Below are 13,966 nucleotides of genomic sequence, written 5' to 3'. Positions count from 1 at the left end.
CCTTCCAACATGAGGAAAAAGCAACATATTCCGTCGAAACCTCGCCTATATTGGGAACTTAAAGGAGTAGCCTCCTTCAAGACAGGACTATTGATTTGGCCATTACCCGACGCGATCTCCTGCTCACCGGCGCCGCTGCTGCCGCGCTCCCCGTTCTCGGTTCTGTCGCCGGCGTTCCCGCCATCGGCGCGGCCGAGGCGAGTGAGCTACCCTGGCGCCACGCGCTGTCACTGTTCGGAAAGATCAAGTACCCCGCCGACTTCAAGCGTTTCGACTATGTCAATCCGGAAGCGCCAAAAGGCGGGGTCGCGCGTCAGATTGCCGTCGGTACATTCGACAATTTCAACATCGTCGTCTCCGGTGTGAAGGGCCAGGTCGCTGGGGCCGTCGGGTTCATCTATGAATCGCTTCTGACGCCCGCGCTTGACGAGGTCTCGACCGAATACGGTGCGCTCGCTGAGGCCGTCAGCCACCCCGACGATTTCTCCTTCGTTACCTACCGTCTGCGGCCGGAGGCCAAATGGCACGACGGCAAGCCGGTCACCGCGGATGACGTGATCTTCTCGCTCGATTCCTTCAAGAAGCACCACCCGATGTACTCGGCCTATTACAGTCATGTGGTGAAGGCCGAGAAGGTCGGCGAGCGCGAAGTGAGGTTCGTGTTCGACGCGCCGGGCAATCGCGAACTGCCGCAGATCGTCGGGCAGCTCACGGTCTTGCCGAAGCATTGGTGGGAGGGGACCGACGCGCAAGGGCGCAAGCGCGACGTCTCCGCGACCACACTCGAAGTGCCGCTCGGCTCCGGCCCCTACAAGATCAAGGAGTTCGTTGCCGGACGATCGATCGCGCTGGAGCGCGTCAAGGATTATTGGGGGCGCGACCTCCCGGCCAATGTCGGCCGCAACAATTTCGACGAACTGCGCTACGAGTATTTCCGCGACGCCACCGTCGCGATCGAGGCGTTCAAGGCCGATCAGGTCGATTGGCGCACCGAGAACAGCGCGAAGAATTGGGCAACCGCCTACGATTTCCCGGCCGTCGCCGAAAAACGCGTGATCCTCGAGGAGTTCGCCAACCGCAGCTCGGGCGTCATGCAAGCTTTCGTGCCGAACCTGCGCCGCGCCAAGTTCAGCGATCCCCGCGTCCGTCGAGCGCTCAACTACGCGTTCGACTTCGAGGAGATGAACAAGCAGATCTTCTACGGTCAGTACAAGCGCATCACCAGCTATTTCGACGGCATCGACGAACTGATGGCAACCGGCGTGCCGCAAGGAAAGGAGCTCGAGATTCTCGAAACCGTCCGCGCCGAAGTCCCGCCGGAAGTGTTCACGACGGCCTACACCAACCCGGTCGGCGGCAGTCCGGAAGCCGTACGCGATAATCTGCGCGAGGCGCTGCGCCTGTTCAAGGAGGCCGGCTACGAGGTGCGCGACCGCAAGCTGGTCGACGTCAAGACCGGCGCCCAGTTTTCTCTGGAACTGTTGAACCAGGATCCGAGCTTCGAGCGCGTGGCGCTGTTCTACAAGCCGTCGCTGGAACGGCTCGGCATTGCCGTCAGCGTCCGAACGGTCGATCCGACCCAATACGAGAACAGAACACGCGAGTGGGATTTCGATGTCGTCACCAACTCTTGGGGCGAGTCGCAATCTCCGGGCAACGAGCAGCGCGAGTTCTGGTCATCCAAGTCGGCCGACATCGCCGGCTCGCGCAATATCGGCGGCATCAAAAATCCCGCAGTCGACAAGCTGATCGAGCGGCTGATCTACGCCAGAGATCGTGACGATCTCGTCGCGGCAACCAAGGCGCTCGACCGCGTGCTGCTGTGGAATCACTACGTCGTGCCGCAGTGGACCTATACGAAGGTGCGCACCGCGCGATGGGACCGCTTCGGCCGGCCCTCGGAATTGCCCCGATACGGCCAATCCGGCTTCCCGTTCATCTGGTGGTACGACGCAGACAAGGCGGCGCGGATCGCAAAGAAATCGTGAAGGATATCCCCGGCATGGCGCAGCTTTCACGCCGGCAAGTGCTGGCCATAAGTGCCGGCGGTGCACTCAGCGCCGCCTTGTTGCGCGGCGCGGCGGCGTCGGAAGGACCGGCCGAAGCCCACGGCATCTCTGCCTTCGGTGATCTCAAATATCCCGCCGACTTCCATCATTTCGATTACGTCAATCCCGACGCGCCGAAGGGCGGGACGTTCTCGCTCATCCCGTCGGTGCGGTCGTACAACCAGTCCTACCAGACCTTCAACTCGCTCAACGCCTTCATCTTGAAGGGTGATGGTGCGCAAGGCATGGACATGACCTTCGCGCCGCTGATGGTGCGCGCCAATGACGAGCCGGACGCGATGTACGGGCTTGCCGCCAAATCCGTGCAGATCTCGCCGGACAAGCTCACCTATCGCTTCACGATGCGGCCGGAGGCGAAATTCCACGACGGCACCAGGCTCACCGCGCACGATGCGGCGTTTTCGTTGACGGCGCTGAAGACCAAGGGGCATCCGCTGATCATCGTGCAGATGCGCGACATGGTCAGTGCGGAAGCTCTCGACGATGCGACACTTGTCGTCACCTTCGCCAAGGGACGCGCGCGCGACGTGCCGCTCTATGTTGCGGGCCTGCCGATCTTCTCCAAGGCATATTACGCATCCCGCCCGTTCGACGAGTCGTCGCTGGAGATTCCGCTGGGCTCAGGCCCGCATAGGGTCGGCAGGTTCGAGGTCAATCGTTACATCGAGTTCGAACGTGTGAAGGACTGGTGGGCCGCCGATCTGCCGGTTTGCCGCGGCAGCTACAATTTCGATGTCGTGCGGTACGAATTCTATCGCGACCGCGATGTCGCCTTCGAGGGTTTTACCGGCAAGAACTATCTCTACCGCGAGGAATTCACCTCCCGCATCTGGGCGACGCGGTATGACTTTCCGGCCGTGAAGGACGGTCGGGTCAAGATGGAGGTCGTGCCCGATGATACGCCGTCCGGCGCGCAGGGCTGGTTCATCAACACGCGTCGCGAGAAATTCAAAGATCCGCGCGTGCGCGAGGCGCTGATCAATGCCTTCGACTTCGAATGGACCAACAAGACCATCATGTACGGTGCCTATGCCCGCACGCTGTCGCCATTCCAGAATTCTGATCTCATGGCCAGCAATGGGCCCCCGCCGCCGGAAGAGCTGAAGCTGCTGGAGCCGTATCGCGGCCAGGTTCCCGACGATGTATTCGCGGCGCCGTTCACGCCGCCGGTCTCCGACGGCTCCGGGCAGGACCGCAGCCTGCTCCGCAGGGCGCAGCAATTGCTGAACGAGGCCGGCGTGCCGATCAAGGACGGCAAGCGGGTGCTGCCGAACGGCGAGCCGTTCAAGATCGAGTTCCTGCTGGACGAGCCTTCGTTCCAGCCGCACCATGCGCCTTATGTCAAGAATCTCGCAACGCTCGGCATCGAAGCGAGCGTGCGCGTCGTCGATGCCGTGCAGCACAAGGCGCGCCAGGAAGATTTCGACTTCGACATGACGATCCAGCGCTTCAGCATGTCGGCGACACCAGGCGATGCCATGCGCGCGTTCTTCTCCTCCCAGGTCGCGAACACCAAGGGATCATACAATCTCGCAGCAGTGGCGAGCCCGGCGATCGACGCCATGATCGAGAAGATCATGGCCGCCGACAGCCGCGAGGAGTTGACCGTCGCCTGCCGCGCTTTCGATCGCCTGTTCCGGGCCGGCCGCTATTGGGTCCCGCAGTGGTACAATAAGACGCACCGGCTGGCCTATTGGGACCAGTTCGGTCATCCGCAGAAACTGCCGCGTTACGCCAACGGCGTCGGCGCCCCCGACATCTGGTGGTATGATGGTGGCAAGGCGGCCAGGCTCGAGCAGGCGAAATAGTCATGAGCGCTTATATCGCCCGCCGCATCCTCTTGATGATCCCGACGCTGCTCGGAATACTCTTCGTCTCCTTCGTCGTGGTGCAGTTCGCGCCGGGCGGCCCGGTCGAGCGCGTCATTGCACAACTCTCCGGTGCCGACACCGGTGGCAGCTCCCGCATTTCGGGCGGCGGCGATTTTGCGCAGCGTGCGCCGGGACAAATCGGCGCAGGTGGCGATGCCATCAACTCGAAATATCGCGGCGCGCAGGGGCTCGATCCTGATTTCATCAAGAAGCTGGAAGTGCAGTTCGGTTTCGACAAGCCGGCGCCGGAACGCTTCGCCTTGATGGTGTGGAACTTCGCCCGCTTCGATTTCGGCAAGAGCTATTTCCGCGACGTCAGCGTGCTTCAGCTCATCAAGGAGAAGCTGCCGGTCTCGATCTCGCTTGGCCTCTGGCTGACCCTTCTGACCTATCTGATCTCGATCCCGCTCGGCATTCGCAAGGCAGTGAACGACGGCGCGCGGTTCGACACCTGGACGTCGACCGTGCTCGTCCTTGGCTATGCCATTCCCGGCTTCTTGTTCGCGATCTTGCTGATCATCCTGTTTGCCGGTGGCTCGTTCTTCAACTGGTTTCCGCTGCGCGGGTTGACGTCGGACGGCTGGTCGCAATTTCCCTGGTACTGGAAGATCATCGATTATTTCTGGCATCTGACGCTGCCACTGATCGCCATGGGGCTGGGTGCTTTCACCACGATGACGTTCCTGACCAAGAACTCGTTCCTGGACGAGATCCGCAAGCAATACGTCATGACCGCGCGTGCCAAGGGCTGCAGTGAGAACCGGGTGCTCTACGGCCATGTCTTCCGCAACGCCATGTTGATCGTGATCGCCGGCTTTCCCGGAACCTTCATCCACGCCTTCTTTTCAGGCTCGCTCCTGATCGAGACCATCTTCTCGCTCGACGGGCTCGGACTGCTCAGCTTCGAGAGCGTGCTCAACCGCGACTATCCCGTGGTGTTCGGCACGCTCTACATCTTTTCTCTGGTCGGACTTGTGATCAACCTGATCTCCGATCTGACCTATATGTGGATCGACCCCCGGATCGATTTCGAGGCGCGGGAGGTCTGATGACAATCACCGCGCCGACGCCGATCGAGACCACAGCGAAGTCGCCGCTCGGCGATGTCGTTCCGATCACGCGCAAGCCGTTCGCGCCTTCGCCGCTCAACCGGCGGCGGTGGCAGAACTTCAAGGCCAACCGGCGCGGCTATTGGTCGTTCTGGATATTCATTACGCTGTTCGTGATCTCGCTGTTCGCCGAGCTGATCGCCAACGATCGGCCCTTCCTGATCAAGTTCGACGGCCGTCTGTATTGGCCAGCCTTCATGACTTATTCGGAAACCACCTTCGGCGGTGATTTCGAGACGGCCGCCGACTACCGCGACCCCTATTTGCAGAAGTTGATCAAGGATAAGGGCGGCGTCATCGTCTGGCCGCTGATCCGTTATTCGTACGATACCCACAATCTCGATCTGCCGACGCCGGCGCCGTCGCCGCCGACCTGGATGCTGACGGAAGCGCAATGCAAGCCGGTGGTCGAGAAGAAAGGTCTGAAGAGCTGCCGCGACCTCGAATACAACTGGCTCGGCACCGACGATCAGGGCCGTGACGTGGTGGCGCGGCTGATCTACGGCTTCCGCATCTCCGTGCTGTTCGGCCTTTGCCTCACCATCGTCTCATCCGTCATCGGCATCGCCGCCGGCGCGGTGCAGGGTTATTTCGGCGGCTGGGTCGATCTCATCTTCCAGCGCTTCATCGAGATCTGGACGGCGATACCGTCGCTCTATCTTCTCCTGATCCTGTCCTCGGTCCTCGTGCCCGGCTTCTTCGTGCTGCTCGGTATCCTGCTGCTGTTTTCCTGGGTTTCTCTGGTCGGACTCGTGCGGGCTGAGTTCCTGCGCGGACGCAACTTCGAATACATCCAGGCGGCGCGGGCGCTCGGCGTCTCCAACCCGGTCATCATGTTCCGCCATTTGCTGCCGAACGCGATGGTCGCGACCATGACGTTCCTGCCGTTCATCGTCTCCTCGTCGGTGATGACATTGACGGCGCTGGACTTCCTGGGCTTCGGTCTGCCACCGGGATCGCCCTCGCTCGGCGAATTGCTCTCGCAAGCCAAGGCCAACGTGCAGGCGCCGTGGCTCGGCTTCTCCGGCTTCTTCTCGGTCGCGATCATGCTGTCGCTCTTGATCTTCATCGGCGAAGCGGTGCGCGACGCCTTCGATCCGCGCAAGACGTTCAGGTAAGGCCATGGACGCAATCAACCAGCCCCTGCTCAGCGTGCGCGACCTCTCGGTGGCGTTCCATCAGGGCGGCGCCACCACGCTCGCGGTCGACAAGGTCTCGTTCCAGATCAAGCGCGGCGAATGCGTCGCGCTGGTCGGCGAATCCGGCTCCGGCAAGTCCGTCAGCGCGCTCTCGATCCTGAAGCTCTTGCCCTATCCGAATGCCTCGCATCCCTCGGGCAGCATCCGCTTCAAGGGGCAGGAGCTGATCGACCAGAGCGAGCAGCAGATGCGGGAGATTCGCGGCAGCGACATCTCCATCATCTTTCAAGAGCCGATGACCTCCCTCAATCCGCTGCACACGATCGAGGCGCAGATCGGCGAGATCATCCAGCTGCACAATCCGACCAGCAATTCAGAGGCGCGCCGGCGGACGCTGGAATTGCTGACGCAGGTCGGCATCCCCGAACCGGAAACACGTCTGAAGAGCTATCCGCACCAGCTCTCCGGCGGCCAGCGCCAGCGCGTCATGATCGCGATGGCGCTTGCCAACGAGCCGGACCTGTTGATCGCGGACGAGCCGACCACGGCGCTCGACGTCACCGTACAGGCGCAGATCCTGGCGCTGCTCGCCGAGATCCGCGCGCGGCTCGGCATGAGCCTGCTCTTCATCACCCACGACCTCGGCATCGTGCGCCGCATCGCCGACATCGTCTGCGTCATGAAGGGCGGCGTGATCGTCGAGCAGGGGCCGGTCGAGCAGGTCTTCAAGTCCCCGAAGCATCCCTACACCCGCGACCTGCTCGCGGCCGAGCCGAAGCCCGATCCGGCTCCCCCGCAGCCGGATGCGCCGGTGGTGATGTCCGCCGACGATCTCAAGGTCTGGTTTCCGGTCAAGCGCGGCCTGATGCGCAAGACGGTCGGTCACATCAAGGCGGTCGACGGCGTCAGCGTTGCCGTGCGCAAGGGCGAGACACTCGGCGTCGTCGGCGAATCCGGCTCGGGCAAGACCACGCTCGGGCTCGCCTTGCTCCGACTGATCTCCTCGAACGGGCGCATCGTCTTTCTCGGCAACGACATTCAGGGCCTGCGCTTCAAGGAGATGCGTCCGTTCCGGCGCGACATGCAGATCGTGTTCCAGGATCCGTTCGGCTCGCTCAGCCCGCGCATGTCCGTCGCCGACATCATCGCCGAGGGCCTGTCCGTGCACCAGCCGAAGCTGTCGCGCGAGGAGCGCGAGGCGCGCGTCGTCAAGGCGCTGGAGGATGTCGGGCTGAAGCCGGAGACGCGCAACCGCTATCCGCACGAATTCTCTGGCGGCCAACGTCAGCGGATCAGCATCGCGCGCGCGGTGGTGCTGGAGCCGGATTTCGTCGTGCTCGACGAGCCGACCAGCGCGCTCGACATGCTGATCCAGGCGCAGATGGTCGATCTGTTGCGCGAGCTCCAGCGCAGGCGCGAGCTCACCTACATGTTCATCTCGCACGACCTGCGCGTTGTCGCCTCGCTCGCCAGCCACCTCATCGTGATGCGCGGCGGCAAGGTGGTCGAGGAAGGCCAGGCCGCGGAGCTATTCAAGAACCCGAAGACCGATTACACGCGCGCGCTGTTTGCGGCGGCGTTCCGGCTGGAGACGGCCGGGAACGGGGCGGCGGCGACTTGATCTCGTCATTCCGGGGCGTGCGATAGCGCGAACCCGGAATCCAGAGATTGAGGCGAGTTTCCCAGATGCGCAATTGCGCACTATAGTTCAGGCGCTGCGCGCGTGCCCCGGAATGACAAGGACAATCAGAGGCGCTTGATCGCGACGACGTCGCTGCCCGCGTGCTTGATCCGCGCAATCGCCGGCGCGATCGGCTCGATCACCGTCGCCATGTGATACGCGTTGGCGTGGACCATGGTGGTGCTGTCGCGAACGATGGCGACGTGCCCTTTCCAGAAGATCAGGTCGCCGCGCAGCAGGTCGCGTCGCTCGTGCGGCTCCAGCGCGCGGCCGAGGCCCGCCAGTTGCATGTCACTGTCGCGCGGGCAGCCGATGCCGGCTGATGTCAGCGAGACCTGCACGAGCCCCGAGCAATCGATGCCAAGACTGCTCTTGCCGCCCCAGAGATAGGGCGTGCCGACAAACCGCTCGGCCACCGTGACGAAATCCGGTTCGCGATGATCGAGCGGGGCGAGATGCGTCGTCGGCAAAAATGTCCCGTCATGTGCCACGGCAAAGCTGCCGTCCTCGCGCACAATCGCGAGCTTCGATCCCAGCACGAGCGTGCCCGATGGCGGCAGCTTGATGGAGGGGCCGGGGAAAGCCAGCGTTCGCAGCGCGCTGACCACGTGGGTCGGGGCGGCCGATGGCTTGCCCAGCGCCGCGTCCGGCAGCCAGCCGACATAGCCGTCGCCAATGAGCTGGCCCCAGGCCCAGCCCTCGCCGTTGCGATCGTAAACCGTGACGCGCTCGCCGCGCAGCGCTTCGGTCATCAGCATTGCGCCGGATGACGGCTGCTCGCGCACAGGCGCGACCGGATCGACCACCTCGAATTCTTCGCCGGTGACGAAGCGCTGCGCCTCAACCTTGCCTTCGAGATATTTCGCGGCGAGATCGCCCCGCGCCGGCGTCAATCGCGGATCATGCATAGCGCTCGCTCAGCACCTTGTAGATGGCGCGCGCGGCCTGGCATTCGCCGCCCTCGGGCCGCGCGGGCTTCGCCGAGGGCGTCCAGCCGTAGATATCGACGTGCAGCCAGCTCTTGGCGTGCTCGACGAAGCGTTGCAGGAACAGCGCGCACGTGATCGAGCCGGCAAAGCCGCCGGATGGAGCGTTGGTGATGGTGGCGGTCTTGGAATCCAGCCACGCATCATAAGGCGGCCACAGCGGCATGCGCCACAACGGATCGTTCTCCCTGACCGCGCAACGCGAGACGTCGGCGGCGAGCGTCTCATCATTGGTGTAAAAGGGCGGTAAATCCGGCCCCAGTGCAACGCGCGCCGCGCCGGTCAGCGTGCCCAGGTCGATCAGCAGGTCCGGCTTCTCCTCGTCGGCCAGCGCCAGCGCGTCGGCGAGCACGAGCCGGCCTTCCGCGTCGGTGTTGCCGATCTCCACCGTGATACCCTTGCGCGAGGTGAAAATGTCGAGCGGACGGAAGGCGTTGCCGGCGACGGCGTTCTCCACCGCCGGGATCAGCACGCGCAACCGCACCTTCAGCTTGGCGTCCATCACCATGCGCGCCAGCGCCAGCACGTTGGCGGCACCGCCCATGTCCTTCTTCATGATCAGCATGCCGCTCGACGGCTTCAGATCGAGCCCGCCGGTGTCGAAGCAGACGCCCTTGCCGACTAGCGTCACTTTCGGATGTGAGGGATCGCCCCAGCCGATGTCGATCAGCCGCGGGGCGCGGGTGGAGGCCATCCCGACGGCGTGGATCAGCGGAAAATCCTTCTCCAGATCCTCGCCGATCGTGCAGGCAAAGCTTGCACCGAACTCGCTGGCAAGACCTTGCGCGGCTGCAGCGAGCTCCTCAGGCCCCATGTCGTTGGAGGGCGTGTTGATGAGGTCGCGCGCCAGCATCGCGGCATCCGCGATGCGGGTGATCTCGGCGGCATCGACACCGTCAGGCGGCACCAGCCGGACGTCGGGGCGATCGGCTTTGCGATAGCGCGCGAAGCGGTAGCATCCCAGCGCAAAAGCGAGCGCCGCCAAACGTGCATCGTGCGGTGCATTGGCAAAACGATAGGTGCCCGGCGGCAGTAGGCCGGGCAGGGCGCCCGGCCGGAACAGGTCGCGCGATCGTGCGCCCTCGTCCTCGAGACCGAACAGCACCTGTGCGATCGCGCCGTCAGGCGCCGGCAACGCCAGATAACCGCCGGGCTTGGCGGCATAAGCGCTCGCCGTGGCGAACTGGCGCTGCGCCGGCGGCAAGCTTTCGCGCGCGGCATCCCAGCTTGATTTGGTGACGAAGGTGATCGGGATAGCAGTGGACGATGTCTCGAAGACAGAAGGCATTGGCGGGTCCGGATCAGCAGATCATGCGAAGGCACGAGACTTCGCAGAGTTTTGCCGTGGCCGCAATCGGCTTTCATGTCACCGTTCAGCGAGCCGCTACTCGCCGCAAGGGGGCCATGCTAGGTTCCGGAAAGCGGCCGTCCGCTGTGCCGGGGTTGCCAGCGGCCGAGTACGAAAGCCTGCCGGGAGGACGTGTGATGGAAGTTGTGTGGAGCGTGGTCACATTCATCGGCCAGGCCGTCGAAGCCATCTTTGGCTATGTCGAGCATCATCACTGGATCTTCGCGTTCCTTGCCGGCGGTTACGTCTTTTATCTCCACGACCGCTCCGTCCACGCGCGGTTCGATGCGCTCGACAAGCGCATCGACGAGATCCGCAAGCGCCTCGCCATCGAATATTGATCGGGACGGACGAAAATTCCGTCGGGCAGCTCTCGTATCTCGTGCTGAGAACTGCCGTTCAAGGTCGCGCAGCCGCAGAGCTTTATTAGCGCGGCGGTTGTGGCATTATCGGCGAGCATTTTAGATTGTGTCGCGCATTTCTGCACGTATCGAGCGTAAGCGGGCAGCGGCAGGCGTTATCCAAGATCGGGGCGCAAGCATGAGCTCGAGGCGCTGGTAGCGGTGACGCAGCTGCTGCAGCGGCTGATCGCGCAATGCGCCGCGGTGCTCGGCATCGACGACGATCGGCTCGATGAGCTCCGCGCCAGGCGTCTGGGTCCATCGCGACGATCTTCAGCGCGAATTGCCGGGGATGCCGCGCACGGACATCGATGTCGCCGCGGAGGCGCGGCAGAGGATTGAATTGCTGCGAGATATGAACGAACAGGTGAAGCAGCTTGATCTCGATCTGGACTTCGGCGGCGAAGCGCCGCCGCAGATGCCGCCGTGAGGGGCAGCGAGGCTGACGTTAACCGGCCGTTAGGGTTAACAGTCTATTGCTGACCGCGTTCGGCTCGATCAATCGGCTCGAGAGTCAAAGCGTCATGCGTCAACGGTTCAGTCCTGCCCGGCTTCTCGCGTCTGCCTCGCTCGTGGCGATGGTGGCGACCGGCCTCGGCGGCTGCACGGCAATGTCAAAGCTCTCCGACGTCACCGGCTCAATCGGGTCGAAGGCGGAAGCCGCGCCGGCAGATCCCGCGCGTGCCGTCGAGGTCTATGGCGAGCGCTATCGCGCCAATCCCAAGGACCCCGACGCCGCCCTCGGCTATGGTCAGGCCTTGCGCGCCAACGGCCAGCGCGCCCAGGCCGCTGCCGTGCTGGAACAGGCGACCATCGCCAACCCCGGCAACAAGGCACTGCTCGCCCAGTACGGCCGTGCGCTCGCCGACAACGGCAATTTCCAGCAGGCTTTCGACGTGCTGTCGAAGGCGCATTCGCCCGACAATCCCGACTGGCGCCTGCTCTCGGTGCAGGGCACCGCGCTCGATCAGATGGGCCGCCACGAGGAGGCGCGCTCCTACTACGCGAGCGCGTTGAAGATCGCGCCGGGCGATCCCGGCGTGCTCTCCAATCTCGGTCTGTCCTACATGCTGTCGAAGGATTTGCCCAAGGCCGAGGAGGCGCTGCGACAGGCCTATGCCTCGCCGCGCGCAAGCAGCCGGGTACGGCAGAACCTCGGCCTGGTCGTCGGTCTCCAGGGCCGTTTCACCGAGGCTGAGACCATCGTGAAGGCGGACCTGCCGCCGGACCAGGCCGCGGCCAACGTCGCCTATCTGAAGGATATGCTGAGCCGCAGCGAGACTCCACGCGGTGCACCGAAGCGCACGCCGGTCGCTGCGCTCAGCCAGGCTGACTGATCAAACCGGATCTTGCAATGTGAACCTGATATGCGGGCGGCGCGCGGCCCGCACTGGCATCAATGCAGCTCGGAGATCTTGATGCCGGTCGGTCCGAGGATGACCACGAACAGCACCGGCAGGAAGAACAGGATCATCGGCACCGTCAGTTTCGGCGGTAGCGCGGCAGCCTTCTTCTCTGCCTCGTTCATGCGCATGTCGCGGTTTTCCTGCGCCATGACGCGCAGCGAATGGCCGAGCGGGGTGCCGTAGCGCTCCGCCTGCTGAAGCGCGAGACAGACCGACTTGACGCCCTCGAGCCCGGTGCGCCGCGCCAGGTTCTCATAGGCGGCCTTGCGATCCTGCAAATAGGACAGCTCGGCCGTGGTCAAGGTGAACTCCTCCGACAACGCGATCGACTGGCCGACGATCTCGGTGGCGACTTTGCGGAACGCCATTTCGACCGACATGCCGGATTCGATGCAGATCAGCAGCAGGTCGAGCGCGTCGGGAAAGGCGCGCTTGATCGAGAGTTGACGCTTGGAGATCGCGTTCCTGAGGAACAGCATCGGCGCCTGGAGGCCAAGATAGGCCGCGCCGATGCAGATGCCGATCTTGATCGGCATCGCCTGCTCCATGCGCGCGATCACGAAGACGTAGATCACCGAGCCGACGAACAGCACGATCGGGGCGACCATGCGCGCGAACAGGAAAGTGACGTAGGGAGCCTGGCCGCGATAGCCTGCCATGATGAGCTTGTCGCGCGCGGCTTCCTGCGCGAGCCATTTGGTGAGGTTGAAGTCTTCGACGACCTTGGAGACGATCTGCTTCGGCGTCTGGCGCAGCGAGACCTTTTCGTTCTTGTTGAGGCGGTCGCGCTCGCGCTGCCGGATGCGTTCGCGCTCGCTCGCCACCGCCTTCATGCGCTTGGAGAGCCCCTCGCCGGCGAACAGCGGCATCACCAGCGTATACACGGTAGCGCTGGCGGCGATGGCCGCCAGCAGCATGGTCATGAAATGCGCGTCATGCAGTTTCGTAACGAGGAACTCGACCATGGGGCACCGTCAGAAGTCGAAATTGATCATCTTCTTCATCACCATGATGCCGATCGACATCCAGATGACGCAGCCGACCAGCATCAGCTGGCCGGTCGGATGAGTCCAAAGCAGGGAGATGTATTGCGGCGTCGTGAGATAGACGAGGAACATCACGATCGGCGGCAGCGAGCCGATGATGCCGGCAGAGGCCTTGGCTTCCATCGACATCGCCTGGATCTTCTCCTTCATCTTCTTGCGGTCGCGCAGCACCTTGGACAGGTTGCCGAGCGCTTCGGAGAGGTTACCGCCCGACTTCTGCTGGATCGACACCACGATGCCGAAGAAGTTGGCTTCCGGCAGCGGCATGCGCTCGTACAGCCGCGAGCAGGCCTCGCCGAGCGGCATGCCAATCGCCTGCGTCTCGATGATGGCGAGGAACTCGCTGCGCAGCGGCTCCGGCGAGTCGGCGGCGACGACCTTGATTGATTCGAACAGCGGCAGGCCCGCCTTGATGCCGCGCACGATGACGTCGACCGCATCGGGCAGCGCCGCCAGGAATTTGGTTTCGCGACGCTTCTTCAGGAAGCCGAGCGCCCAGCGCGGCAGGCCGAAGCCGGCGGCAAAGGCGAAGCCGCCGGCGCCGAGCAGACCACCGCCGCCGAACAGAACGACAGCGAAGCACACGCCCGCCACGACGGCGGACACGACCCAGAATTTCTGCGGCGTCCAGTCGAGCCCCGCCTGCGACAGGCGAACGCTAAGCGGGGCGCTCTTCTCCTGGAGGCGCCGGGCCTCGAGATCCTTGAGCGTGGTCTCGACCTGCTCGCGGCGCGAGCGTTGCGTTTTCTCGGCCTGGCGCGCGGTCGGCGCCTCGGCGCGCGCGATCGAGGCGCGGCGGCTTTCGGCCTTCCGTTCCCCCGACAGCAGCGGATAGAGGAAGACCCAGGCGATGCCGCCGACGGCGGCGGTGGCGAGGAAGGCCAGGGCGAGGACCTGCATGTTCATGGCG

Annotated in this window: 12 protein-coding genes; 8 read left to right on the top strand and 4 right to left on the bottom strand. The window is 63.8% G+C overall.

Features of this window, described 5'->3' with window-relative positions:
- Positions 1 to 95: 95 nt before the first annotated feature.
- From ACVWY3_RS26835 to ACVWY3_RS26815, 5 genes are read left to right on the top strand one after another with little or no spacing between them, the layout of a single operon-like run.
- Positions 96 to 1,988 carry an extracellular solute-binding protein gene (locus tag ACVWY3_RS26835; RefSeq protein WP_456841140.1) on the top strand — a complete coding sequence of 631 codons (1,893 nt, stop codon included), beginning with the start codon at positions 96 to 98 and terminating at the stop codon, positions 1,986 to 1,988.
- Positions 1,989 to 2,002: 14 nt separating this feature from the next.
- Entirely contained in the window at positions 2,003 to 3,877 is a 1,875-nt protein-coding gene (locus ACVWY3_RS26830) for an extracellular solute-binding protein (RefSeq protein WP_456841139.1), read from the top strand.
- Positions 3,878 to 3,879: 2 nt separating this feature from the next.
- Positions 3,880 to 4,989: a microcin C ABC transporter permease YejB gene (locus ACVWY3_RS26825; RefSeq protein WP_456841138.1), complete on the top strand. Its 1,110-nt coding sequence runs from the start codon at positions 3,880 to 3,882 to the stop codon at positions 4,987 to 4,989.
- Complete coding sequence (locus tag ACVWY3_RS26820; RefSeq protein ID WP_456841137.1) at positions 4,989 to 6,167, top strand: ABC transporter permease; 1,179 nt, start codon at positions 4,989 to 4,991, stop codon at positions 6,165 to 6,167. Before ACVWY3_RS26825 ends, ACVWY3_RS26820 begins: the two co-directional genes overlap by 1 nt.
- Positions 6,168 to 6,171: 4 nt before the next feature.
- Complete coding sequence (locus ACVWY3_RS26815) at positions 6,172 to 7,809, top strand: ABC transporter ATP-binding protein (protein WP_456841136.1); 1,638 nt, start codon at positions 6,172 to 6,174, stop codon at positions 7,807 to 7,809.
- A gap of 125 nt (positions 7,810 to 7,934) precedes the next feature.
- Here ACVWY3_RS26815 and ACVWY3_RS26810 read toward each other — a convergent pair whose 3' ends face one another.
- A complete protein-coding gene (locus ACVWY3_RS26810; protein WP_456841135.1) occupies positions 7,935 to 8,777 on the bottom strand; it encodes a C40 family peptidase in 843 nt (280 codons plus the stop codon).
- On the bottom strand, positions 8,770 to 10,143 hold the full coding sequence (locus ACVWY3_RS26805) for a leucyl aminopeptidase family protein (protein WP_456841134.1): 1,374 nt from the start codon (positions 10,141 to 10,143) through the stop codon (positions 8,770 to 8,772). Before ACVWY3_RS26805 ends, ACVWY3_RS26810 begins: the two co-directional genes overlap by 8 nt.
- A 197-nt stretch (positions 10,144 to 10,340) precedes the next feature.
- On the opposite strand from ACVWY3_RS26805, the gene ACVWY3_RS26800 reads away from it, so the two are divergent.
- From ACVWY3_RS26800 to ACVWY3_RS26790, 3 genes are all read left to right on the top strand, one after another.
- On the top strand, positions 10,341 to 10,544 hold the full coding sequence (locus ACVWY3_RS26800) for a hypothetical protein (protein WP_456843469.1): 204 nt from the start codon (positions 10,341 to 10,343) through the stop codon (positions 10,542 to 10,544).
- Positions 10,545 to 10,836: 292 nt separating this feature from the next.
- Positions 10,837 to 11,034, top strand: coding sequence for a hypothetical protein (locus tag ACVWY3_RS26795; RefSeq protein ID WP_456841133.1), 198 nt, complete (start codon positions 10,837 to 10,839; stop codon positions 11,032 to 11,034).
- 94 nt (positions 11,035 to 11,128) lie between these two features.
- On the top strand, positions 11,129 to 11,941 hold the full coding sequence (locus ACVWY3_RS26790) for a tetratricopeptide repeat protein (RefSeq protein WP_456841132.1): 813 nt from the start codon (positions 11,129 to 11,131) through the stop codon (positions 11,939 to 11,941).
- Between the two features lie 59 nt (positions 11,942 to 12,000).
- Here the strand turns inward: ACVWY3_RS26790 and ACVWY3_RS26785 are convergent, their stop codons facing one another.
- Complete coding sequence (locus ACVWY3_RS26785; RefSeq protein ID WP_456841131.1) at positions 12,001 to 12,975, bottom strand: type II secretion system F family protein; 975 nt, start codon at positions 12,973 to 12,975, stop codon at positions 12,001 to 12,003.
- 9 nt (positions 12,976 to 12,984) lie between these two features.
- On the bottom strand, positions 12,985 to 13,962 hold the full coding sequence (locus tag ACVWY3_RS26780; protein ID WP_456841130.1) for a type II secretion system F family protein: 978 nt from the start codon (positions 13,960 to 13,962) through the stop codon (positions 12,985 to 12,987).
- Between the last annotated feature and the right edge of the window lie 4 nt (positions 13,963 to 13,966).

This window comes from Bradyrhizobium sp. USDA 4486 (assembly GCF_054057995.1).
Note: the sequence above shows the minus strand (reverse complement) of the source record. Positions and strands in the feature narration are given on the sequence as shown.

What these genes read in the sequence shown, in the direction of transcription:
- ACVWY3_RS26830 (WP_456841139.1), top strand. Translation starts at nt 2,003, where the DNA reads ATGGCGCAGCTTTCACGCCGGCAAGTGCTGGCCATAAGTGCCGGCGGT.
- ACVWY3_RS26825 (WP_456841138.1), top strand. Translation starts at nt 3,880, where the DNA reads ATGAGCGCTTATATCGCCCGCCGCATCCTCTTGATGATCCCGACGCTG.
- ACVWY3_RS26820 (WP_456841137.1), top strand. Translation starts at nt 4,989, where the DNA reads ATGACAATCACCGCGCCGACGCCGATCGAGACCACAGCGAAGTCGCCG.
- ACVWY3_RS26815 (WP_456841136.1), top strand. Translation starts at nt 6,172, where the DNA reads ATGGACGCAATCAACCAGCCCCTGCTCAGCGTGCGCGACCTCTCGGTG.
- ACVWY3_RS26810 (WP_456841135.1), bottom strand. Translation starts at nt 8,777, where the DNA reads ATGCATGATCCGCGATTGACGCCGGCGCGGGGCGATCTCGCCGCGAAA.
- ACVWY3_RS26805 (WP_456841134.1), bottom strand. Translation starts at nt 10,143, where the DNA reads ATGCCTTCTGTCTTCGAGACATCGTCCACTGCTATCCCGATCACCTTC.
- ACVWY3_RS26800 (WP_456843469.1), top strand. Translation starts at nt 10,341, where the DNA reads ATGGAAGTTGTGTGGAGCGTGGTCACATTCATCGGCCAGGCCGTCGAA.
- ACVWY3_RS26795 (WP_456841133.1), top strand. Translation starts at nt 10,837, where the DNA reads ATGAGCTCCGCGCCAGGCGTCTGGGTCCATCGCGACGATCTTCAGCGC.
- ACVWY3_RS26790 (WP_456841132.1), top strand. Translation starts at nt 11,129, where the DNA reads ATGCGTCAACGGTTCAGTCCTGCCCGGCTTCTCGCGTCTGCCTCGCTC.
- ACVWY3_RS26785 (WP_456841131.1), bottom strand. Translation starts at nt 12,975, where the DNA reads ATGGTCGAGTTCCTCGTTACGAAACTGCATGACGCGCATTTCATGACC.
- ACVWY3_RS26780 (WP_456841130.1), bottom strand. Translation starts at nt 13,962, where the DNA reads ATGAACATGCAGGTCCTCGCCCTGGCCTTCCTCGCCACCGCCGCCGTC.